Annotated in this window: 20 protein-coding genes; 6 read left to right on the forward strand and 14 right to left on the reverse strand. The window is 68.9% G+C overall.

All coding sequences use genetic code 11. The features are described 5' to 3' along the window. Positions 1–12: 12 nt before the first annotated feature. From ABD648_RS06860 to ABD648_RS06895, 8 genes are all read right to left on the reverse strand, one after another. Positions 13–1,806: a sensor histidine kinase gene (locus ABD648_RS06860; RefSeq protein WP_282214222.1), complete on the reverse strand. Its 1,794-nt coding sequence runs from the start codon at positions 1,804–1,806 to the stop codon at positions 13–15. Continuing rightward, the gene (locus ABD648_RS06865) at positions 1,803–2,150 is read right to left on the reverse strand and encodes a response regulator (RefSeq protein WP_282214223.1); all 348 of its coding nucleotides are present in this window, start codon (positions 2,148–2,150) and stop codon (positions 1,803–1,805) included. The genes ABD648_RS06860 and ABD648_RS06865 overlap by 4 nt, the downstream gene beginning before the upstream one ends. Next, positions 2,147–2,290 carry a hypothetical protein gene (locus ABD648_RS06870; RefSeq protein ID WP_282214224.1) on the reverse strand — a complete coding sequence of 48 codons (144 nt, stop codon included), beginning with the start codon at positions 2,288–2,290 and terminating at the stop codon, positions 2,147–2,149. The genes ABD648_RS06865 and ABD648_RS06870 overlap by 4 nt, the downstream gene beginning before the upstream one ends. After that, positions 2,287–3,774 carry a glycosyltransferase family 2 protein gene (locus ABD648_RS06875; RefSeq protein ID WP_282214225.1) on the reverse strand — a complete coding sequence of 496 codons (1,488 nt, stop codon included), beginning with the start codon at positions 3,772–3,774 and terminating at the stop codon, positions 2,287–2,289. The genes ABD648_RS06870 and ABD648_RS06875 overlap by 4 nt, the downstream gene beginning before the upstream one ends. Next, positions 3,774–4,487: a PHP domain-containing protein gene (locus ABD648_RS06880; protein WP_282214226.1), complete on the reverse strand. Its 714-nt coding sequence runs from the start codon at positions 4,485–4,487 to the stop codon at positions 3,774–3,776. Before ABD648_RS06880 ends, ABD648_RS06875 begins: the two co-directional genes overlap by 1 nt. Beyond that, positions 4,484–5,473 carry an ATP-grasp domain-containing protein gene (locus tag ABD648_RS06885; protein WP_282214227.1) on the reverse strand — a complete coding sequence of 330 codons (990 nt, stop codon included), beginning with the start codon at positions 5,471–5,473 and terminating at the stop codon, positions 4,484–4,486. Before ABD648_RS06885 ends, ABD648_RS06880 begins: the two co-directional genes overlap by 4 nt. Further along, complete coding sequence (locus tag ABD648_RS06890; protein WP_282214228.1) at positions 5,473–6,516, reverse strand: response regulator; 1,044 nt, start codon at positions 6,514–6,516, stop codon at positions 5,473–5,475. Before ABD648_RS06890 ends, ABD648_RS06885 begins: the two co-directional genes overlap by 1 nt. Positions 6,517–6,684: 168 nt before the next feature. Next, positions 6,685–6,996, reverse strand: coding sequence for a DUF2277 domain-containing protein (locus ABD648_RS06895; protein WP_282214229.1), 312 nt, complete (start codon positions 6,994–6,996; stop codon positions 6,685–6,687). A 143-nt stretch (positions 6,997–7,139) separates the two neighbouring features. Here ABD648_RS06895 and ABD648_RS06900 point away from each other — a divergent pair, with 143 nt between their 5' ends. Continuing rightward, positions 7,140–7,541 carry a DUF4190 domain-containing protein gene (locus ABD648_RS06900; protein ID WP_282214230.1) on the forward strand — a complete coding sequence of 134 codons (402 nt, stop codon included), beginning with the start codon at positions 7,140–7,142 and terminating at the stop codon, positions 7,539–7,541. A 67-nt stretch (positions 7,542–7,608) separates the two neighbouring features. On the opposite strand, the gene guaB is transcribed toward ABD648_RS06900, so the two are convergent. Further along, positions 7,609–9,111, reverse strand: coding sequence for an IMP dehydrogenase (gene guaB / locus ABD648_RS06905; protein WP_282214231.1), 1,503 nt, complete (start codon positions 9,109–9,111; stop codon positions 7,609–7,611). 315 nt (positions 9,112–9,426) lie between these two features. Here guaB and ABD648_RS06910 point away from each other — a divergent pair, with 315 nt between their 5' ends. Genes ABD648_RS06910 through ABD648_RS06925 form a run of 4 tightly spaced genes read left to right on the forward strand, consistent with a single transcriptional unit; the run spans position 9,427 to position 13,466 of the window. Continuing rightward, positions 9,427–10,710: an ABC transporter permease subunit gene (locus tag ABD648_RS06910; protein WP_425561724.1), complete on the forward strand. Its 1,284-nt coding sequence runs from the start codon at positions 9,427–9,429 to the stop codon at positions 10,708–10,710. A gap of 5 nt (positions 10,711–10,715) precedes the next feature. Next, positions 10,716–11,693, forward strand: a complete 978-nt coding sequence (locus ABD648_RS06915) for a branched-chain amino acid ABC transporter permease (RefSeq protein ID WP_282214232.1) — start codon at positions 10,716–10,718, stop codon at positions 11,691–11,693. Positions 11,694–11,745: 52 nt separating this feature from the next. Beyond that, positions 11,746–12,699, forward strand: a complete 954-nt coding sequence (locus ABD648_RS06920; protein WP_282217519.1) for an ABC transporter ATP-binding protein — start codon at positions 11,746–11,748, stop codon at positions 12,697–12,699. Next, the gene (locus ABD648_RS06925) at positions 12,696–13,466 is read left to right on the forward strand and encodes an ABC transporter ATP-binding protein (protein ID WP_282214233.1); all 771 of its coding nucleotides are present in this window, start codon (positions 12,696–12,698) and stop codon (positions 13,464–13,466) included. Before ABD648_RS06920 ends, ABD648_RS06925 begins: the two co-directional genes overlap by 4 nt. Positions 13,467–13,662: 196 nt before the next feature. On the opposite strand, the gene ABD648_RS06930 is transcribed toward ABD648_RS06925, so the two are convergent. From ABD648_RS06930 to groES, 3 genes are all read right to left on the reverse strand, one after another. Next, positions 13,663–14,934 carry an ABC transporter substrate-binding protein gene (locus ABD648_RS06930; protein ID WP_282214234.1) on the reverse strand — a complete coding sequence of 424 codons (1,272 nt, stop codon included), beginning with the start codon at positions 14,932–14,934 and terminating at the stop codon, positions 13,663–13,665. A gap of 144 nt (positions 14,935–15,078) precedes the next feature. After that, on the reverse strand, positions 15,079–16,014 hold the full coding sequence (rarD, locus tag ABD648_RS06935; protein WP_282214235.1) for an EamA family transporter RarD: 936 nt from the start codon (positions 16,012–16,014) through the stop codon (positions 15,079–15,081). A gap of 144 nt (positions 16,015–16,158) precedes the next feature. Beyond that, positions 16,159–16,455 carry a co-chaperone GroES gene (groES, locus tag ABD648_RS06940; RefSeq protein WP_046012430.1) on the reverse strand — a complete coding sequence of 99 codons (297 nt, stop codon included), beginning with the start codon at positions 16,453–16,455 and terminating at the stop codon, positions 16,159–16,161. Between the two features lie 159 nt (positions 16,456–16,614). Between groES and ABD648_RS06945 the strand changes: the two genes are divergently transcribed. Beyond that, positions 16,615–17,823 carry a class I SAM-dependent methyltransferase gene (locus ABD648_RS06945; RefSeq protein WP_282214236.1) on the forward strand — a complete coding sequence of 403 codons (1,209 nt, stop codon included), beginning with the start codon at positions 16,615–16,617 and terminating at the stop codon, positions 17,821–17,823. 6 nt (positions 17,824–17,829) lie between these two features. Here ABD648_RS06945 and ABD648_RS06950 read toward each other — a convergent pair whose 3' ends face one another. Both ABD648_RS06950 and ABD648_RS06955 read right to left on the reverse strand, forming a co-directional pair. Beyond that, positions 17,830–19,056 carry a hypothetical protein gene (locus tag ABD648_RS06950; protein WP_282214237.1) on the reverse strand — a complete coding sequence of 409 codons (1,227 nt, stop codon included), beginning with the start codon at positions 19,054–19,056 and terminating at the stop codon, positions 17,830–17,832. Continuing rightward, on the reverse strand, positions 19,040–20,098 hold the full coding sequence (locus ABD648_RS06955) for a hypothetical protein (protein WP_282214238.1): 1,059 nt from the start codon (positions 20,096–20,098) through the stop codon (positions 19,040–19,042). The genes ABD648_RS06950 and ABD648_RS06955 overlap by 17 nt, the downstream gene beginning before the upstream one ends. Position 20,099 lies beyond the last annotated feature (1 nt).

Consider the following 20,099-nt stretch of genomic DNA (forward strand, 5'->3'; position numbering starts at 1 on the left):
ACGGCGACGATCTCAGTCCGCGCGACTGAGCGTCTGCAGCACCTCGGTCCGCAGTGCCGCCGGCAGGACGAAGCGGAATTCCGTGCCCACGCCCTCCTCGCTGGTGACGTCCATCGTCCCACCGTGGGCGAGCACGATGGCCCGCGTGATGGTGAGGCCGAGCCCCACACCGGGCACCGCGTTCCTCGTGGCCGTGGATGCCCGGAAGAACCGGGTGAAGAGCATCCCCTGCTCGTCCTCCGGGATGCCGACACCCGTGTCGCTCACCGACAGCTCCACGCCGCCGTCGACGCGCCGGACCGCGGCGGTGACGCGCCCACCTCGGGGCGTGAACTTGATCGCGTTGGAGAGCAGGTTGTCCAGTGCCTGCCCGATCCGGCCCGCATCGACGAGGAGGCGGATCGGCTCGGGGGCGAGTTCCGCGGAGATCTCGATGCCCTCGCGCTGCGCGTGGGGACCTGCGGAGACCACGGCGGAGCGGACGAGCGCGCCGATGTCGACCTCCTCGCGGTCCAGGGGGAACCGTCCCGATTCGACCTGCGCCGTGAAGAGCAGGTCGCCCACGAGGTTGAGCAGCCGCTGGGCGTTGCGCTCGATGATGTCGACGAACTCCCGCTGATCCTCGGTGAGCGGCTGTCCCGGATCGTTCTGGAGCAGGTCGAGGAAGCCGATGATCGCGCTGAGCGGTGTCCGGAGCTCGTGCGAGATCATCCCGACGAACTCGTCCTTCATGCGCGCGACCTCGACCGCCTTGCTCTCGTCGGTCACCACCAGCAGATACCCCTGCTGGGTGCCGGCCCCGTCGCGGTAGGGATTCACGGTCACGCGCGCGGGAACCGACGTCCCCGCCCCCGTCACGATGTCCACGTCGTCCTCGACGTTCTGTTCGTCGTCGTCGGCGCCGGCGAACAGCGCCCGCAGCCCCGGAGGCAGTTCGGAGCCGGTGTCGACGCGCTGCTCGTTCGTGCAGTCGCCTGCGAGCGCCGTCAACGACGACTCCGCGAAGAAGCGATCGATGCGCACACCGCTCATCGCCTCGGCGGAGGTGAGGCCGAACAGCCGCTCGGCTCCGGGGTTCCAGGCGGTGATCGTGCCCTCGCGGTCGGTCGCGATCACGGCCTGGGCGGTGATCGACGACCACAGACCCTCATAAGACTCCACGAGGGAGCGGTACTGATGCTCCTTCTCGCGCAGCTGCACGATCATCTTGACGTTGTCGGCGAGCGCGGACGTGCGCTCCCCGACCAGTTCCTCCGCCTGCTCGGCGCGCACGCGCTGCTGCCGGGAGAGCTCGTTGATCACCGCGGCGACCGCGGCGAAGACCAGCGGCCCGATGACGCCCCGCAGCCAGTCCACCGCGCTGTGCGGCGGATCGGCGAAGTAGGGCATGAGCAGAGCGAGAGAGGTCAGACCGCCGACGACGAAGACGTAGCGGATGCCCGGCGCCGCGGCGATCCAGATGACCGGGAGCAGCACGAAGGACGAGAAGAGCGAGCTCGCTCCCCCGGTGCCGGTGCGGAAAAGGCCGAGGCCCACGATGTCGATCAGCGGGACGAGCAGGACGATCCAGCCGTCGTACATCCGACGAGCACTCAGCACCGCCGCATGAACCGTCGCCGCCATCACGAGGCCGACGCCGAGCACCACCGCGATGAAGTGCGTGACGGGAAGATCCGGTATCCACCAGGTCAGCAGGATGGCGGCGACCGTCGCGATGAAGGTCGGAGCCTGCTTCACGAGCGGGCTCGGGTTGTCGAAGACCTGGTACCACCGGTTCTCCGCGCGGTCCAGCGGGGTCGCCCTCATCGCGTCACCCGATCCACGATCGCGCGCAGGTCGGCTCCGGTGATCGGCTTGGGCAGCGCCGCATCCGCCGGCGGATAGTCCGCGGCGTCGAGGACCGAGCTGATCACGAGGAAGCACTCCGGGAAGCGCTCCTGGACGCGGCGCGCGCACTCCTGGCCGGAGATCCCGGGAAGCAGGAGGTCGATCACCGCCAGGACCGGATCGATCTCGTCGAAGGCGGCGATCGCCGATTCGGCATCGAGTGCGATGAACGCATCGAATCCCTCGCGGTCGAGGTAGCGGCGCAGGAGGGCCGCCTGGTCGACGGTGTCCTCGACGACGAGGGCCAGCGGCCGCCCGCTCATCGGAGGAGCAGCTCTCGCACGACGACGATCACGGCGACGACGGCGAGCGAGAGGAGCGCCTGCGGGATGAGCCGGCGCTCCCGGCGTTCATCCGCGGCGATTTCCTCCACCTCGGAGCCCTGCGGCGGCGCATCGGTCATGAGACGACCCGTCCGATCTTCTCGGTCTTGATCCATGAGGCGTCGGCACGACGCCACTCCTTGATGTACGAATCCACGGTGATCGCGCACAGCAGCGAGCCGTAACCGCAGATGTAGATCAGCAGCCCTGCGACGAAGCGTCCGCCGGGAAGAGACTCCACCGCGCGGGCGAGCCAGACGCCGAGCATGGAGATCGGCCCCCAGAGGTAGAAGATCACGGCCCACGCGAAGCGGCTGTCATCGGTCAGGGCGAGGCCGACCTGCGCGAGACCGTCCTCGAAGAGCCAGGGGAACAGCGCGAACGCCATGAGGATCAGCGCGCCGAGCCCGGGGAACATGACGGCCTCACGCCACGACTGCCTGCCGATGCGCGGATCCAGCTGCACGGCGTAGAGCATCGAGAAGAGGTACACGCAGGCCGCGAAGATCCACATGAAGCGGAACACCAACGCCGCGATGTCGCTGTGCAGGATGAGGAGCGTCAGCAGCGCCCCTGCCGCCAGCAGCATGAAGGCGGGGAGGAGCAGGATCGTGAACCAGGCCAGCCCGAAGACGAAGCTCCCGAGATTGTGGGTGCGGCTGGGCCGGAACCAGAGCTTCCGGTAGATCGAGGTCAGCTGCACGTTGCCGCGGGCCCAGCGCAGCCGCTGCTTCCAGAGACCGTCGACCGAACGAGGCTCCTCCGCGAGCACCACGGCGTGCGGCTCGAACACCATCCGCCGCCCCTTCAGCTGCCCCTCGAACGTCGTCATCGTGTCCTCCGCGAGCGTACCCGTCGGAATGCGCCCGCCGATGGCCTCGAGGTTCGCTCGGGAGTGCAGCTGCGCACCACCGGCGAGACAGGCGATCGCACCGTCGACGTTCTGCGCTCGTCGCGCGGCGAGCTGACTGATCACGTACTCGATCGCGATGAAGCGCGTGAGGTAGTTCCGGTCGCGGCTGCCCTCGGCGATGTACGCGGTGACGGCGCCGACCTTCTCGTCGGCCAGGTGACGGCTGAGCTTGCGCAGCGAGTCCCGGGCGAAGATGACGTCGGCGTCCATGATGAGCACCGCCTCGGTCCAGGCGTCCGCGAGGACCACGTCGAGCCCGTGGTTGAGGGTGTGCGCCTTGCCCTCGCCGCCCTTGTCGCGACGCAGGTGCACGACGCGACCGGGGTGCGCCGCCGACACGGCCCTGACGATCTCGGGGGTGTCGTCGGTCGACGCGTCGTCGACGACGAAGATCCGCAGGCGCTCCGCGGGGTAGTCGAGCTGCAGCAGCCGTTCGATCGCCGGCCCGATGACGAGTCCCTCGTTCCAGGCCGGGATCACGACCGCGACGTTCGGGTGGTACGGCGCCGCCTTCGCGTAGTGGTTGCGGAACGCGTGCAGAGGCAGTGTGAGGAACTGCAGCGCGGTGTTGATCACGGGCAGCGTGCCGACGAGGACGCACAGCAGCAGGAACACGACGAGCGCCGTCTCGGGCCAGGTGAGCTCCGCCATCAGGCGTCGCCCCCCGCGTCGAGGAGCTCGAGTACCCGCGAGTAGCGGCCGACGTCCGTGGCGACGTGGCTGTCGGTGGAGGCGACGATCTGCGCGCCCGCCCGGCGCAGCGCGGCGAGCGAGCGGATGCCGGGGCAGCCCCACTTCTCGTTCACCTCGACGAGTGTGTCGGTCTCGGCGGCAGCCCGCGCCCAGGCGTCGATGCGCTCGTCACCGAGGTCATCCTCGGACAGGCCGATCTTCGGGAGGATCGAGAAGCAGTGGGCGAGCTGATTCCCCGGATGCCGGCGCATCGAGGAGATCAGGGCGCCGACGAGCTGATCCAGGACGTCGTCAGCCGCCCAGCCGTCCGCGATGCGCTCGCGCACCGCGGACGGGCCGAGGGGGCCGTCGACGCCGGGGAACTGGTGGTCGGCGATGAGGATGCGGTCGATGCCCTCGGGAAGCGCCGGGATGTCGAGCGCGCCCGATGCGTCGAGGATCTTCGCCTCCACACCCGTGAGCACCTCGAGACCGTCGGGTACGGAGAGCGCGCGGACGGCGGCGAGGTACTCCGGCACCCAGGTGGTGCGCTGCCGCACGTGATCCACGAGGCGCACGGTGCTCAGCCCCGCAGCCGCGGCGGCCTCGACGTTCTCCCCGAGCGTCGACACCGCATCATCAGAGAACGTCGAGTGGACGTGGTGATCCCCGCGCAGAGCGGAGTGGCTCACAGCTCCTCCTGGTGGCCCGCATGCGCGGACACGAGCAGATCCTCGACCTCGACGATCACATCCTCCAGGAAGCGCACCGAGGCGACCTCACGGAACGGGACCCGTGCCGGGAGCTCGATGCCGAGGAACAGATCCGCGACCAGCGAGGGGATGTCGACCCCCGCGGCGATCGTGAGCGGGAGCGCTCCGGGGAAGCGCGGGTTGACCTCGAGCAGGACCGCGCGACCGGTGCGGTCCCGGCGCAGCTGCACGTTGGCGACACCGACGAGGCCGATCGCCCTGGCGATGGCTGCGGCGGTCTCCTCGAGCTCCGGGTCGCGGACCGTCTGCCCGGCGATGGCGACGCCCGAGTCGACCCTGGCGCGCGTCCGCGGCACGGCGGCGACGACGTTCCCCGCAGCATCCGCGATGACGTCGACCGAGTACTCCTCACCCGGCAGGTAGTCCTGCACGATGAGTCCCTCGTCGGTCGGCAGCGCCTCCAGCGCCGCCCGGTCGGGCACGAGGCGGATGCCGCGACTGCCGGCGCCCTGGCGCGGCTTCGCGAAGACCGGGAACTCCCAGTCGATCTCCTCGGCTCCCGGCCCCGCGAGGACCGTGCGCGGCGTGCGATCCGTCGCGGCGCAGCGCTCGGCGAGGGCCAGCTTGTCGAGCGCGGTGTTCAGGGTGTCGGCCGAGGGTGCCGCGAGGACGGCCGGTGCCAGCTCGTCCCGACGATCGGCCAGCGCGATGAGCTCGACGTCGACCGTCGAGATGACGAGATCGAGCGCATCCTCCGCGACCATCCGTGCGATCGCGGGGACGAAGTCGTCGTCCCGGCCGGGCGGGACGAGCCGCCGCTGCGCCGGCGGGACCAGATAGATGCCGCTCGCCCAGCCGTCCATGTCGGCAGCGAACACGGTCAGGTCGGAGCGGCGGAGGAGCGAGCGGATGACGGCCACGCCGGCCGGACCTCCCGCACCTGTCACCAGCACACGCTTCGTCATCAGCTCTCTCTTCTCGTGAGTTCGTGAGCACCGACGAACTCCGCCGTCTCGCGCACCACCTCGAGCGGCTCCACGGCCTTGCCGCCGCCGAACCGCGACCAGTAGCGGGCCGTGGCGGTCACGAATTCGGGTTCGAGGTAGTCGCGGTTGGCGGTCTGCGATTGGAAGCGCTCGAGGAGGCGGAGCTTCTGATCCAGGTACTGGTCGATGCGCACGAACCGCGTCGGGCGGAAGTCGATCGTCGCCGACGGGCTCTGGTAGCACGCCACGGTGCCGACCCGTCGGGTGGCGACGATGGTCGCCTCGCTCACGGCCCGATGGTCCTGGTGCCGGTCATGGCCGGAGTGCGTGTAGACGATGGTCGGCTGGATCTCCTGCACGACCTCCTCGATGAGGCGCACCGTGGCTCCGCCACCGGAGATCTCGGTGTCCACCAGATCCTTGACGAAGAGCCGGGCGCCCAGCATGTCGGCCGCTGCGAGGGACTCGCCCTGCCTGCTCTCGGCGTCGCCACCGCGGGCACCGCGAGAGAGCGTGAGGATCGTGATCGCATCCCCGGCGTGCGCGTGAGCCGCGAGCAGCCCGCCGACGCCGATCTCGACGTCATCCGGGTGCGCGCCGATGGCCAGCACGATCTCCTTGGGCCGGCCCTCCTCGCGGCGGCGGCGGCCTTCGGCGGCGAGCCGCGTGACGACCTCGATCAGGCGCGCGTTGTCGAGCGGCTTGGTGAGGAACTCGTCGGCCTGCGCGCGCAGCGCGGACACCGCGTACTCCACGGAGACGTGCGCGGTCATCACGACCACGGGGACGTTCGGACTCGTGCGCCGCAGCTCCGCGAGCAGCTCCAACCCGCTCAGCCCCGGCATCTCGATGTCCGTCACGACGACATCGGGACGCACCTCCGTCATCCGCTCGATCGCGACGCGGCCGTCCTCCGCGATGTCGACGATGCAGCCGCCTCTGCGCTCGAGGACCGTCTTCACGAGCAGGGCGACGTCGGGGTCGTCATCGACGACGAGGACGCGCGGAGCTTCGTCAACCATAGATGCGGCTCTCCTTGGGGAGGTTCCCTGTCGATGCGAGGATCGACGTCGCGGTCTCGGTGCCCTACCACCGGGTCCGCGGGGAAAGTCGAGCGGGGTACGTCGATTCTGGCATAGGCGCCACCGCCCACCGCGCAGCAGCGGATCGCGGTGCGGCGCGTTCGAGTGTCACCCGGCCCTGGCTGCGCGCTTCTCCTGCTGGTAGACCCGGATGGCCTCGTAGCGCTCGCCCGAACGGGCCTGTCGCTTGGCGGCCTCCTCCGCCCGGTTCTTCGGCGGAGCCGAGGTCACGAGGTCGTCGAGCAGATCGCGGGCCGCCTGGGCGATCTCGGCCACAGCGCGATCGAAGACGGCCTGATTCGCGCGGGAGGGCGCATTCGCTCCGGAGATCTTGCGGACGAACTGCAGTGCGGCGTCGTGGCACTCCTCGTCGGTCGCGGCGGGCTGGAGGTTGTTCAACGGGACGATGTTGCGACACATACCGGCACGCTACGCCGGGCCGACGACGGACGGAAGAGGTCGATCCGGTGGACGGCATGGTGCGAGCGGGGTGCTGCTCGCTACGCTCTGGCTACGAGAACCGGCGACGGCCGATCCGCCGTCTCCCTGGAACAGGAGAGAACATGACGATTCCCCAGCCCCCTGAGTCCCCGCAGAATCCCCCGGCCTGGAACGGCGCGCCGGCCGCGGACCCGGCCGCCGCTTACGGCCAGCCCGCCCCGAACTATTCCGCTCCCCCGGTGTCCCCTCCGGGCCGCGTCCTGTCGATCATCGGCCTCGTACTGGCTTTCGTCGCGGCGCCGATCGGCCTGATCCTCAGCATCGTCGCGGCCGTCAAGCTCGGCAAGGCCGGCGCGCCCAAGGGCCTCGCCATCGCCGGCATCATCGTCGGCGCAGTGATCACGCTCCTTTGGATCATCGGCATCATCCTGTTCGTGAGCGTGTTCGCCGGCATCATCGGGACGTGCGCGGAACTCGGCCCTGGCGTGTGGACCGTCGACGGCGTCACCTACACCTGCAGCTGATCTCCCCCGGGAACGACGAAAGGGACCGGATGCCGCGCGGCATCCGGTCCCTTTTCCGTCGAGTCTCTTACTTCTTGTAGTTCGGGGCCTCGACGACGATCTGCACGTCATGCGGGTGCGACTCCTTGAGCCCGGCCGACGTGATGCGCACGAACTTGCCGCGGGTCTTGAGCTCCTCGATCGTGCGCGCGCCGACGTAGAACATCGACTGACGCAGGCCGCCGACGAGCTGGTACGCGACGGCGGCGAGCGGGCCGCGGTACGGGACCTGGCCTTCAATGCCCTCGGGGATGAGCTTGTCGTCGCTCGGGACGTCGGCCTGGAAGTAGCGGTCCTTCGAGTACGAGGTCTGCTTGCCGCGGGTCTGCATCGCGCCGAGGGACCCCATGCCGCGGTACTGCTTGAACTGCTTGCCGGACTGGAAGACGATCTCGCCCGGCGACTCGTCGGTGCCGGCCAGCAGCGACCCGAGCATCACGGCGTCAGCGCCGGCGACGAGCGCCTTGGCGATGTCGCCGGAGTACTGCAGGCCGCCGTCGGCGATCACCGGGACGCCTGCGGGGCGTGCGGCGAGCGAAGCCTCGTACACGGCAGTGACCTGCGGAACACCGACGCCGGCGACGACGCGGGTGGTGCAGATGGATCCGGGACCGACGCCGACCTTGACGGCGTCGACGCCTGCATCCACGAGCGCCTGCGCACCCTCGCGGGTCGCGACGTTGCCGCCGATGATGTCGATGTGCGCGAACGACTCGTCGGCCTTGAGCCGGCGCACGATGTCGATGACGCCCTGCGACTGGCCGTTGGCCGTGTCGACGACGAGCACGTCGACGCCCGCGTCGCGCAGCGCCTCCGCCCGCTCCCAGGCATCGCCGAAGAAGCCGATCGCGGCGCCGACGCGCAGGCGGCCCTGGTCGTCCTTGGTGGCGAGCGGGTACTTCTCGCTCTTGTCGAAGTCCTTGATGGTGATGAGGCCGGCGAGCGTGCCGTCCTCATCGATGAGGGGGAGCTTCTCGACGCGGTGCTTCGCGAACAGCGCGATGACCTCGCCGGCGGCCACACCCACGGGGGCGGTGACGAGGTTCTCGCTCGTCATGACGTCCTTCACGAACGTGGTCTGCCGCTCGAAACCCGAGACGAAGCGCATGTCGCGGTTGGTGATGATGCCGACGAGCTTGCCGTCGTCGTCGATGACCGGGAGGCCGGAGATGCGGTACTTGGCGCAGAGCGCGTCGACCTCTTCGACCGTGGCATCCGCCGTCGTCGTGATCGGGTCGGTGATCATGCCGGACTCGCTGCGCTTGACGCGGTCGACGTGAGCGGCCTGATCGGCGATGGACAGGTTGCGGTGCAGGATGCCGATGCCCCCCTCACGCGCCATCGCGATCGCCATGCGCGACTCGGTGACCGTGTCCATCGCGCTCGACAGCAGCGGGGTGGCGACCGAGATGCGGCGCGTGATGCGCGACGACGTGTCGGCCTCGCTGGGGATGACGTCGGTGTGCCCCGGCAGGAGCAGCACATCGTCGTACGTCAGTCCGACGAAGCCGAAGGGATCGTGCTGGTCCATGGAAGCTCCTCCTGCGCGAGTCGCGCGAATCCGAGTGCGAGTGGGGTGGTCGACGCCGGCCGGTGCGGGGAAACCCGTATGAAGATTCTAAGCGAGACCAGGCCGTGAACATTCCCGGAGGCGACCATCATTCGCGCGGGATGCCGCCGGTGTAGGTGAATCGCAAAACGCGCACTACGCTCAAGTGCGTCGTCCATCCCCGCGGTTCACACCCGATGCCGCGGAGAAAGCACTCACAGTGGAGGTTGCGTGGGACCCACATCAATCGCCGTGCAGCGAAAGCGACCCTGGGTGGTCGCTTTCCTCGGCATTCTCATGGCGCTGACCGCGTTCCTGGTCCTGCCTCCGTCCTCCGCCTCTGCGGAGACGACGGACGACGATCAGGAGGTGACGGACTTCTACTTCGCCGGGGTCATCACCTTCGATGATGAACCCGTCGAGGGTGTCGTCATGGAGATCGAGGGCAACGGATTCAAGGGCGAGACCGAGACCGACGCCGACGGCAAGTGGCGGCTGTACGTGCCCGAGAAGGACAAGTACACCCTCACCGTCGACGAGAAGACCCTGCCGGACGGGGTGATCGTCGACGCGAGTCTGCTGCCGGAGGGCACCCAGCCGATCGCGGGCACCACGGCCTCGTTCGAGGTCGAGTTCGGCCTCACCGGCACCAAGATCATGAACCTGTTCCTCGGCGAGGGGCAGCGGATCACGGTGTCGTTCATCGATCAGCTGCTCTCGCGTCTCGTCGGCGGCCTGAACTTCGGGCTCCTGCTGGCGCTCGCATCGATGGGCGCGGCACTGATCTACGGCACCACGCGGCTGTCGAACTTCGCCCACGCCGAGATGGTCACCTGGGGCGGTCTCGTCGCTCTGGTGACGACCACCTTCTGGCATCTTCCGCTGTGGGCCGGCATCGTCGCCGCCGTGGTCGGAGGCGGTCTCTTCGGCTGGGCTCTGGATGCCGGGATCTGGCGTCCGCTGCGGCGACGCGGACTCGGCGTCGTGCAGCTCATGATCGTCAGCATCGGGCTCTCGCTCGCTCTGCGCTACGCCTTCCAGTACCTGATCGGCGGCGGCACGCGTCAACTTCCCGGAGCCAGCCCGGCACCGATCCAGTTCGGTCCGATCTCGCTGTCTTACATCGACATGATCGGCATGGGGGTGAGCATCGTCGTGATCCTCGGCGTCGCCTTCTTCCTCACGCGCACCCGCATCGGCAAGGCCACGAGAGCCATCTCCGACAACCCGCAGCTGGCTGCGGCGTCCGGCATCGACGTCGACAAGGTCGTCCGCTACGTCTGGATCCTCTCCGGCACGCTGGCGGCGATCTCCGGCATCCTGTGGGCGTACTTCCGCCCCGGCGTGAAGTGGGACATGGGCGCGCAGATGCTGCTGCTCATCTTCGCCGCGATCACGCTGGGCGGCCTCGGCACCGCGTTCGGTGCTCTCGTCGGCTCGCTCATCGTCGGCATCGCGGTCGAGGTCTCGACGCTCTGGATCCCCTCCGATCTGAAGTATGCGAGCGCCCTGGTCGTGCTCATCGTGATCCTCCTCGTCAGACCCCAGGGACTGCTGGGCCGCAGGGAAAGGTTGGGCTGACCGCCATGGACTTCGGAAGCATCTTCTCCAATACCGCCGTCTACCTGTTCAGCCCGGTCACCCTGGCGTACGCCCTGGCGGCGACGGGTCTCGCGATGCACTTCGGCTTCGCGGGCCTGCTCAACTTCGGTATGGCCGCCTTCATGGCGATCGGCGGCTACGGCTACGCCATCTCGGTGCTGACCTTCGGGCTCCCGTGGTGGATCGGCATGCTGATCGGTCTGCTCGGCGGTGCGCTGTTCGCGGTGCTGCTCGGCATCCCGACCCTGCGTCTGCGGGCCGACTACCTCGCGATCGCGACGATCGCGGCCGGCGAGATCGTGCGCCTGCTGTTCACCACGCAGGTCTTCGACGAGTACACCAACTCCGCCGATGGCCTCGCCCAGTTCAACGGCGGCTTCCGTGACGCGAACCCCTTCCCCGTCGGGACGTACGGGTTCGGGCCGTGGACGTACAGCGCGGACGATCTCTGGAACCGCGTGTTCGGGCTGATCGTGCTCGTCATCGCGATCCTGCTGGTGTGGGCGCTGATGCGCAGCCCGTGGGGCCGCGTGCTCAAGGGCATCCGCGAGGACGAGGACGCCGTGCGCTCGCTCGGCAAGAACGTCTTCGCCTACAAGATGCAGGCGCTCATCGTCGGCGGTGTCATCGGCGCGGCGGGCGGTATCGTTTTCGTCCTCCCGTCGGCCGTCGTCCCCGGCAGCTACACGACCTCGCTGACGTTCTTCCTCTGGACGGTCCTCCTCCTCGGCGGCGCGGCCACCGTGATCGGACCGACGCTCGGAGCGATCCTCTTCTGGGTCGTGTTCGCCTTCATGGCGAACCTGCTGCCGGCGATGGCGAAGTCGGGGATCCTGCCGATGTCCGACAGCCAGGCCTCGACGCTGGTGTTCATCTTCATCGGCGTCGCGCTGATGCTGCTCGTGATCTTCCGCCCCCAGGGCATCCTCGGCGACAAGAGGGAGATGACCTTTGTCAAGTGAACTGACCCCCGAAGCGGTCCCCGAGGGGACTGCGGCCCCGGCCACCGGGAGCATCCGTCGCCCGAAGACCACCGGTCTGACCAAGGGCGAGGTGAAGCCCGGCGTCGCCAAGGTCGATCCGATCCTCATCGCCGACGGCGTGGAGCGGCGCTTCGGCGGACTCACCGCCGTCGACGTCGACCACCTCGAGATCCCGCGCGGCGCGATCACGGCACTCATCGGACCGAACGGCGCCGGCAAGACGACGCTGTTCAACCTGCTCTGCGGATTCGACAAGCCCAACAGCGGCACGTGGTCGTTCGACGGCAAGAACCTCTCCGGCGTACCGTCCTTCAAGGTCGCGCGGATGGGACAGGTCCGCACGTTCCAGCTGACCAAGTCGCTGTCGCTGCTGACGGTGCTCGAGAACATGAAGCTCGGTGCCCCCGGCCAGCGCGGCGAAGGGTTCTGGTCGAGCCTGTTCCCGTTCCTGTGGCGCAAGCAGGACACGGAGATCGAGGGCAAGGCCCGCGACCTCCTGGCGCGGTTCAAGCTCGACGCCAAGGAGCAGGACTTCGCGGCCTCGCTCTCGGGCGGACAGCGCAAGCTGCTCGAGATGGCCAGGGCGCTGATGAGCGACCCGACGCTGGTCATGCTCGACGAGCCGATGGCCGGCGTGAACCCCGCGCTCACGCAGTCGCTGCTCGACCACATCCTCGATCTCAAGGGCCTCGGCATGACCGTGCTGTTCGTCGAGCACGACATGCACATGGTCCGCCACATCGCCGACTGGGTCGTGGTCATGGCCGAAGGACGCGTCGTGGCAGAAGGACCGCCGGACGAGGTCATGGCGGACCCCGCCGTGATCGACGCCTACCTCGGCGCCCACCAGGACGTCGACCTCGGCGCCGTGACCGGCCGCATCCCCGTGATCTCGGATATCGACCCGGTGAGCTTCCGGGAGCAGGTCGAGGCCGAGGTCGAGGCCGAGGAATCCGTCGACGACGCCGAGGAGAAGAAGGCATGACCGACCAGACGCCCGTCCGGAACGAGATCAAGAACGACGACGTCATCGTCGAGCTGAAGGACGTGCACGCGGGCTACCTGCCCGGCGTGAACATCCTCAACGGCGCGAACCTCACAGCCCACAAGGGCGAGCTGATCGGCATCATCGGCCCGAACGGCGCCGGCAAGTCGACGCTGTTGAAGGCGATCTTCGGCATGGTGAACGTGCGCAGCGGAGACGTCACTCTCCACGGCGAGAGCATCGTGGGGCTCAAGGCCGACAAGCTCGTGAAGCGCGGCGTGGCCTTCGTCCCGCAGACCAACAACGTCTTCCCGTCGCTCTCCATCGAGGAGAACCTGCAGATGGGGCTCTACCAGAACCCCAAGATCTACGCCGAGCGACTGGAATTCGTCAGCAGCATCTTCGCCGAGCTCGGCAAGCGTCTCAAGCAGCGTGCCGGTTCACTCTCCGGCGGCGAGCGGCAGATGGTGGCGATGTCGCGCGCGCTCATGATGGATCCGTCGGTGCTGCTGCTCGACGAGCCGTCCGCCGGCCTCTCCCCCGTGCGCCAGGACGACGCGTTCATCCGCGTCTCCGACATCAACAAGGCCGGCGTCACGACGATCATGGTCGAGCAGAACGCCCGGCGCTGCCTGCAGATCTGCGACCGCGGCTACGTGCTCGACCAGGGACGGGATGCCTACGAGGGCACCGGTCGCGACCTGCTCAACGACCCGAAGGTGATCGGGCTGTACCTCGGTACCCTCGGCACCGAAGACGCCGCCTGACGCGGAAGAGAAGAGGGGCGGATGCTGCGGCATCCGCCCCTCTTCCGTGCCAGGACGCTTCGACAGGCTCAGCGACCCAGAGGCTGGGTCCCTGAGCCTGTCGAAGGGCTGAGCCTGTCGAAGGGCTGAGCCTTTCGAAGGGCCGAGCGCACGGCGAAGGCCCCGGATGAGTCATCCGGGGCCTTCGTCTGTGTGATCAGTTCGTGCGGGTGATCAGGTTGTCAGCACCGTACTTGTAGGTACCGATCGAGGCACCCTGGGGGTCGCCGTTCTCGTCGAACGTGACCTCGCCGGAGTAGCCGTCATAGTCGGCCGTGCCACCGTCGTTGATGATCTTGGCGCAGTCAGCGAAGCTGGTGCACTTCTCACCGTCACCGGTGCCGCCGGAGACCTCAGCCATCTTGGCCGCGATGTCCGCGCCCTCGGTGGAACCGGCCGCGAGCGACGCGAGAGCGACGAGAACGACGGCGTCGTAGGCCTCAGCGGCGTACGTGAAGTCGTTGACCTCGGGGTTGCCCTCACCCGTCCAGAACGTCTGCAGACGATCCGTGAAGTCGTCTTCGAGCGCCGGGCCCGGCTTGGTGCCCTGCGCGCCCTCGAGCGAGAACGAGAAGTTCGTGTCGGGCGAGGAGCCGTAGTCGGACAGGTTGCCGTCGACCAGGTACCACTTGTCCGGCGTGATGCCGGCGTTCTGCAGCAGCGGGGCGATGGTCTTGAACTGGTCGAACGACACGATCGCGACGGCATCCGGGTTGGCTGCCTTGATCGTCTCGACCTGAGCGTCGAACTGACCGTCACCGACGTTGTACGAGGCGTCGGCGACGACCTCGCCACCTGCACCCTCGAACGTCGACTTGATGTTGTCGAACAGACCCGTGCCGTAGGCGTCGTTCTGGTAGATGACACCGAGCGTCTTGTGTCCGTCTTCGGCGATCAGGTTGCCGAGGACCTCGCCCTGCAGCAGGTCGCTGGGCGCGGTGCGGAAGTAGAGGCCCTTGTCGTCCCAGTCGGTGAAGTCAGGACCGGTGTTCGACGCGGAGATCTGCAGGATGCCTGCGCTCACGTTGCCGTCGAGGATCAGGCGGGAGACGCCGGATGCCGCAGCGCCGACGATGGCGGTGACGCCCGCGCCCTGGAGCTTGGTGATCGAGGTCTCGTACGCCTTGGTGTCGGTGTCGCCCTCGTCCTCGGCGGTCAGGTCGATGGTGACGCCGGCGGCGGCCTCGTTGACCTCCGACACGGCGAGTCCGACGCCGGACTCCATGGGCGGGCCGAGGAACGACAGCGAGCCGGTCTGCGGCAGCAGCGAACCGAGCTTGAGCGTCAGGTCGGCTGCGGGCTTGTCTCCACCGCCGTCCGAGGGCTCGGCGTTCGGCGTGCTGCAGCCGGCGATGACGATGGCGGATGCGCTGAGCAGCGCGATCCCCGCGAAGACCTTCGCGCTGCGCGAACCCTTCAATACGTTCATGTTGCTCCCTTGCGTAACTGAGCGCGGATTGTGACCACGATCGGGTGCTCTAACACTAGAGCGTGGGACACGCCGACAGGGGTCGCTCATGTTTCGGTGCGTTAACGATCCGACACCGAGTCCGGTGCGCAGCGGAACCGGGAATCAGAGCGTTTCGGGCTTCGCGACCGCGCGGCCACGTCGGGCGGCCAGGACGAGGTCCACCACGAAGACGACGATCGCGATCCAGACGATGATGAATCCGGCCCATCGCTCCGCCGGCATCGGCTCGCCGAGGACCGCGACGCCGATGATGAACTGCATCACCGGGGTGACGAATTGGATCATGCCGATCACCGTGAGATCGATGCGTCGCGTGCCTGCCGCGAACAGCAGCAGCGGCACCGCCGTGACCACGCCGGCGAACCCGAGCACCAGGGCGTGACCCCAGCCGTTCGCGCCCATCGTGATGCCGGCGGGCGTCTGCGCCACGATGATCAGCTGCACGACGGCGATCGGGATCAGCCAGAACGATTCCAGCGTCAGACCGCTCACCGCGTCGACGGCCGGCCCGATCTTCTTCTTGATCAGCCCGTAGACGCCGAAGGAGGCCGTCAGCGAGAGCGCGATCCACGGGAAGGCGCCGTAGGCGACGACGATCACGACGACCGCGATCGCGGCGATGGCGATGGCCGCCCACTGCAGACGGCGGATGCGCTCCTTCAGCACGAAGACGCCGAGCAGCACCGTGGTGATCGGGTTGATGAAGTAGCCGAGGCTGGTCTCCACGACGTGGCCGGTGAGCGTGCCGAGGACGAACACCTGCCAGTTGACGTAGATGAGGAGTCCGGCCAGCGCCGTCCAGCCGAGCAGCTTCGGCTGCCGGAGGATCACACCGAAGGCCGCCCAGCCGCGGGTCACCGTCAGCAGCAGGAGGCAGAAGACCAGCGACAGCAGCACGCGCCACGCGACGACCTCCCAGGGCCCGGTGGGCACGAGCAGGAGGAAGTAGAGCGGGAGGATCCCCCAGAGAAGGTACGCGCCCCCGGCGTAGGCGACTCCGGCGGTCCGAGTGGCGCGGGTCGTCGTCTCAGGGGGCACTGCACAACCCTATGTCGCGCGGGCGGTGCTCGGCGCCGCAGGGCGACGGTCCGGAGGAGTCCGGCAGAAAACCGACGCCGAGTGGCGGGATGCAGAAGGGGCCCGGATGCCGCAGCATCCGAGCCCCTTCCGAGGAACGCTGGTTCAGCGGACGACGACCGCGAGGACGTCGCGAGCCGACAGGACGAGGTACTCGTCTGCGCCGAACTTCACCTCGGTGCCGCCGTACTTGCTGTACAGGACACGGTCGCCGACGGCGACGTCGATCGGAACGCGGTTGCCGTTGTCATCGATGCGGCCGGGGCCGACGGCGATGACCTCGCCCTCCTGGGGCTTCTCCTTGGCAGTGTCGGGGATGACCAGGCCACTCGCGGTGGTCTGCTCGGCCTCGACCTGCTGGATGACGATGCGGTCCTCGAGCGGCTTGATGGAAACCGACACGGTCTACCTCTTCTTTCTTGACGCTGACACGAAAGACTTGTTCGCACTCTCAACCCGAGAGTGCTAATCCAGTCTAGGCGCTCGGCTGGCACTCATGCAATGCGAGTGCCAGCGCCAGGTCCGTCTCGGCGGCGAGAGCAGGGGAATTAGGCTGAGGTCGTGGAGATGTCCGAGCTGCGTGCCCTGCTGACCCCCGAGGGGCTCGGGCTGCTCGACGAGCTGGGGCCCATCGAATCGACCGCTGAGGTCGCCCGCGCCGTCTCGCGGCTCCGCGCGGCAGGGCACTCCCCCGAACTGGTCTCCGCCGTGGTCGGCCAGGCGCACCTGCGCTTCCGGGCGACGACGAAGTTCGGCGCGTTCGCCGGCCGGATGCTCTTCACCCGCGCCGGGCTCGAGCAGGCGACGAGACTCGCGGTCGCGGCACGGCACGCGCAGCGCATCCGCAGCTCTGGCATCACGCGGGTCTCCGACCTCGGCTGCGGCATCGGCGGAGATGCCCTCGCTTTCGCCGGTGCGGGCCTCGACGTGCTGGCGGTCGACGCCGACGAGGTGACGTCGGTGATCGCCGCCTACAACCTCGCGCCCTTCGGCGATACGGCCGTCGTCCGTCACAGCACCGCGGAGAACGCTCTCGATGCGCCCGGCGAGGAGCACGGCGCCGTGTGGATGGACCCGGCGCGGCGCACTGCGGGGCACAGCGAGACACGACGCGTGTCCTCCGACGACTACTCCCCCTCCCTGGACTGGGCCTTCGACGTCGCCGCGCGGATGCCGACGGGCATCAAGCTCGGACCGGCCCACGACCGCGACGCGCTCCCGTCCGACGGCGAGGCGCAGTGGGTGAGCGCGGACGGCAGCGTGGTCGAGCTGGTGGTGTGGAGCGGCGCGCTCGCGCGGGAAGGCGTGCGCCGGGCTGCCCTCGTGATCCGCGGCGAGCGCTCGCACGAGCTCACCGCGGGAGCCGACGCCGAAGACGCCCCCGTGCGCGAACTCGGCGCCTTCCTGCACGAGCCCGACGGCGCGGTCATCCGTGCGCGGCTCATCGGCGACGTCGCGCGGAGCCTCGACGCCGGGATGCTCGACGAGCACATCGCGTACCTGACGTCGGATGCCGCGCTGACGAGCCCCTTCGTGCAGTCGTTCCGCGTGCGCGAGACCATGCCGGCCACCCCCAAGGCGATCAACGCGGTGCTGAAGGCGAACGGCATCGGCCGACTCGAGATCAAGAAGCGCGGCGTGGACGTCGACCCCGCGGCCTTCCGGAAGAAGCTCGCGTTGCGCGGGGACGCGGAGGCCACCCTGATCCTCGTCCGGGTGGGCGACCAGCGCCGTGCGATCCTCGCCGATCGCGTTCCCGCCCCGGCCTGACGGCCGTCACTCGTCGGAGTCTCCCGGCGCCTCGACCCTGATCGGGTCGCCGGGCGGCGACTCGATGCGCACGGTGTCGCCGGGCGTGATCGGGGAGGAGAACGACGAGTCCCGCGTGATGGTGAGGAACGGGGTCTGGTTCTGCGTGTTCTGCACGCCGATCGTCCAGGAGACGGGGAGCCCGCCGTCGATCCCGTCGACCACCGCGAAGAGCCCGGCACCGGGCAGGTCGAAGGTCGTGCTGCACACCGGGGGCTCGTCGGGGGCATCGATGATCATGCAGTGCTCGAACGACCCGGCGTCGTCGCCATCGGCGAATCGGGATCCCAGCCACACGGGCTGGTCCTGGAAGTAGCCGACGAGCGACAGGCCCATCGAGAACCCCTGCTCGAACAGCTCCGTCGCCCTGGCGCGCTCCTCGCCCTGGAACTGGTTCACCATGGTGACGCTCGGCGTCCACCGCTGGATCGAGACCATGGGCTCGCCGGCCGTCGAGAACAGCATGTAGACGTTCACACTGGTGCCGGAGACGACGGCGGGATCGACGTCCGCATCGCCCGGGTCCGGCACCATTACGAACGTCGACAGTCCGAACGGCCCCACATCGTCGCGATCCTGGCACGAGTCGGAGGACTCCTCCCCCACGTCCATCACCACGCAGACCAGTCGTCCGTCCTCCCTCGTGCCGTACCAGACCAGAGCGTCCTCGTCCTGGCCGACGGCGCGCAGCGTGCCCGGGTCGTACTCGCCCTGGTCATACAGCTCGAGTCGTCTCTGCTGCTGGTCCTCGCTGAGAGGGATGACCTCGGGGCGCTGCCCGAAGAGCGCCCAGCCCGTGCCCACGCCGATCGCGAGCAGCAGAGCGGATGCCGCAGCCACGAGGACCCACCGACGTCGCGGCACCTCGAGCCAGGTCCTCCGCCACCGCTCGCGCCGCGTCTCCGCGCGCGGTTCGACACGTGGTTCGGCAGGCGGTTCGGCGGCAGTCCCCGTCGCGGGGCCGACCTCCCCCGGCACCGGGGCGCGTGGCGGTACGTGCTCCCGATCGATGAGCGCCGGCGGCTCGGCCGCACGTGCCGACGGCTCCGGCGCCGCGGTGGAGACCATCAGGGCCGGCCGCGCGTCCTCGAGGTCGCGCAGTCGCCGCGCCTCGGCATCCGTCAGCCCTCCGTCGCGCGCGTACGCCTTCCGCAGCAGCCGCGACCGCTCCTCGCCTTCAGCCTCCTCCGGCACCGAGCTCACCTCGCTCCCGGGTGATCACGAGGTACGACGGACCGGTCGGCGAGAACTCGTACGTGGTCGCGGCGCCGGTCTGCGGGTCGACGACGTTCAGGACCAGCCCCGCACCCTGTTCGACGATGGTCTGCGGGTCGGCGCAGACCGTCGGTGACGGAGACATGGAGCCGTCGTAGATGAGGCATGTGCCGGGTGAATCGACCTGCATGGCGGTCCAGATCGGCACGTCGCCGTCGTAGCCGGCCACCCAGATCGAGTGCGGATCGAACCCCTCGTCGGCGAGCTTCTCGGCGATGCGCGTCTCGTTCTCGTTCGCATAGATGATTCCGGTGGCTCCCGAGCTGTAGTCGTAGCTGCTGACCGCGACGGCGGGCTCCCCCGACGCGGCGAACAGCACCTGGGCGGTGACCTCGCGCTGCGAGCCGCCGTCGGCGTCGACGATGATCGACCCGACCATGCCGGAACCGGCGACCGCCTCGGTGAGCTGACAGTTCGGAACGGTCGACTCGCCGTCGCCCAGGATCAGGCAGGTGCGCCTGCCCCCGTCCTTCGTCGCGGCCCAGACGACGACGCCCTCCTCGACGGCGAGAGCGCGGACCGACGACGGGTCGTACTCGGCCTCGGCCAGCAGAGCGTTCTGCCACTCCCGCTGCTCGGACGTCAGGGAGACCGCCTCGGAACGGCTCTGACCGAACAGGAGCCATCCGAGGCCGACCCCGCACAGGAGCGTGGCCACCGCGGCGAGCGCGATCCACCGCACGCGCGGTCGCCGTGGAGCGGGAGCGGATGCTGCGGCCGGGGCCTCGTCCACCGGGTCCTGGGCGGTCTGGGCGGTCATCGCGACGGCGGGCTCCGGGGCAGCGGCGGGTTCCGGAGCGACGGGCTCAGCGACCCCGATGACGCGGTCCTCACGGCGCTCGACGGCTCGCGTCTGGAGTGCACGCAGGCGCGCGGCCTCGGCGTGCGAGAGGTCGCCGTCACGCCCGTACGCCCGCGCCTGCAGTGCGCGCATCTCCGCGAGCTCCTCGGCGTCCTGCATC

Source organism: Microbacterium luteolum (assembly GCF_039533965.1).
Lineage (GTDB): Bacteria > Actinomycetota > Actinomycetes > Actinomycetales > Microbacteriaceae > Microbacterium > Microbacterium luteolum.

What these genes read in the sequence shown, in the direction of transcription:
- ABD648_RS06865 (WP_282214223.1), bottom strand. Translation starts at nt 2,150, where the DNA reads ATGAGCGGGCGGCCGCTGGCCCTCGTCGTCGAGGACACCGTCGACCAG.
- ABD648_RS06925 (WP_282214233.1), top strand. Translation starts at nt 12,696, where the DNA reads ATGACCGACCAGACGCCCGTCCGGAACGAGATCAAGAACGACGACGTC.
- ABD648_RS06955 (WP_282214238.1), bottom strand. Translation starts at nt 20,098, where the DNA reads ATGCAGGACGCCGAGGAGCTCGCGGAGATGCGCGCACTGCAGGCGCGG.
- guaB (WP_282214231.1), bottom strand. Translation starts at nt 9,111, where the DNA reads ATGGACCAGCACGATCCCTTCGGCTTCGTCGGACTGACGTACGACGAT.
- ABD648_RS06910 (WP_425561724.1), top strand. Translation starts at nt 9,427, where the DNA reads ATGGCGCTGACCGCGTTCCTGGTCCTGCCTCCGTCCTCCGCCTCTGCG.
- ABD648_RS06885 (WP_282214227.1), bottom strand. Translation starts at nt 5,473, where the DNA reads ATGACGAAGCGTGTGCTGGTGACAGGTGCGGGAGGTCCGGCCGGCGTG.
- ABD648_RS06860 (WP_282214222.1), bottom strand. Translation starts at nt 1,806, where the DNA reads ATGAGGGCGACCCCGCTGGACCGCGCGGAGAACCGGTGGTACCAGGTC.
- ABD648_RS06895 (WP_282214229.1), bottom strand. Translation starts at nt 6,996, where the DNA reads ATGTGTCGCAACATCGTCCCGTTGAACAACCTCCAGCCCGCCGCGACC.
- ABD648_RS06930 (WP_282214234.1), bottom strand. Translation starts at nt 14,934, where the DNA reads ATGAACGTATTGAAGGGTTCGCGCAGCGCGAAGGTCTTCGCGGGGATC.
- ABD648_RS06915 (WP_282214232.1), top strand. Translation starts at nt 10,716, where the DNA reads ATGGACTTCGGAAGCATCTTCTCCAATACCGCCGTCTACCTGTTCAGC.
- ABD648_RS06870 (WP_282214224.1), bottom strand. Translation starts at nt 2,290, where the DNA reads ATGACCGATGCGCCGCCGCAGGGCTCCGAGGTGGAGGAAATCGCCGCG.
- ABD648_RS06900 (WP_282214230.1), top strand. Translation starts at nt 7,140, where the DNA reads ATGACGATTCCCCAGCCCCCTGAGTCCCCGCAGAATCCCCCGGCCTGG.
- ABD648_RS06875 (WP_282214225.1), bottom strand. Translation starts at nt 3,774, where the DNA reads ATGGCGGAGCTCACCTGGCCCGAGACGGCGCTCGTCGTGTTCCTGCTG.
- ABD648_RS06890 (WP_282214228.1), bottom strand. Translation starts at nt 6,516, where the DNA reads ATGGTTGACGAAGCTCCGCGCGTCCTCGTCGTCGATGACGACCCCGAC.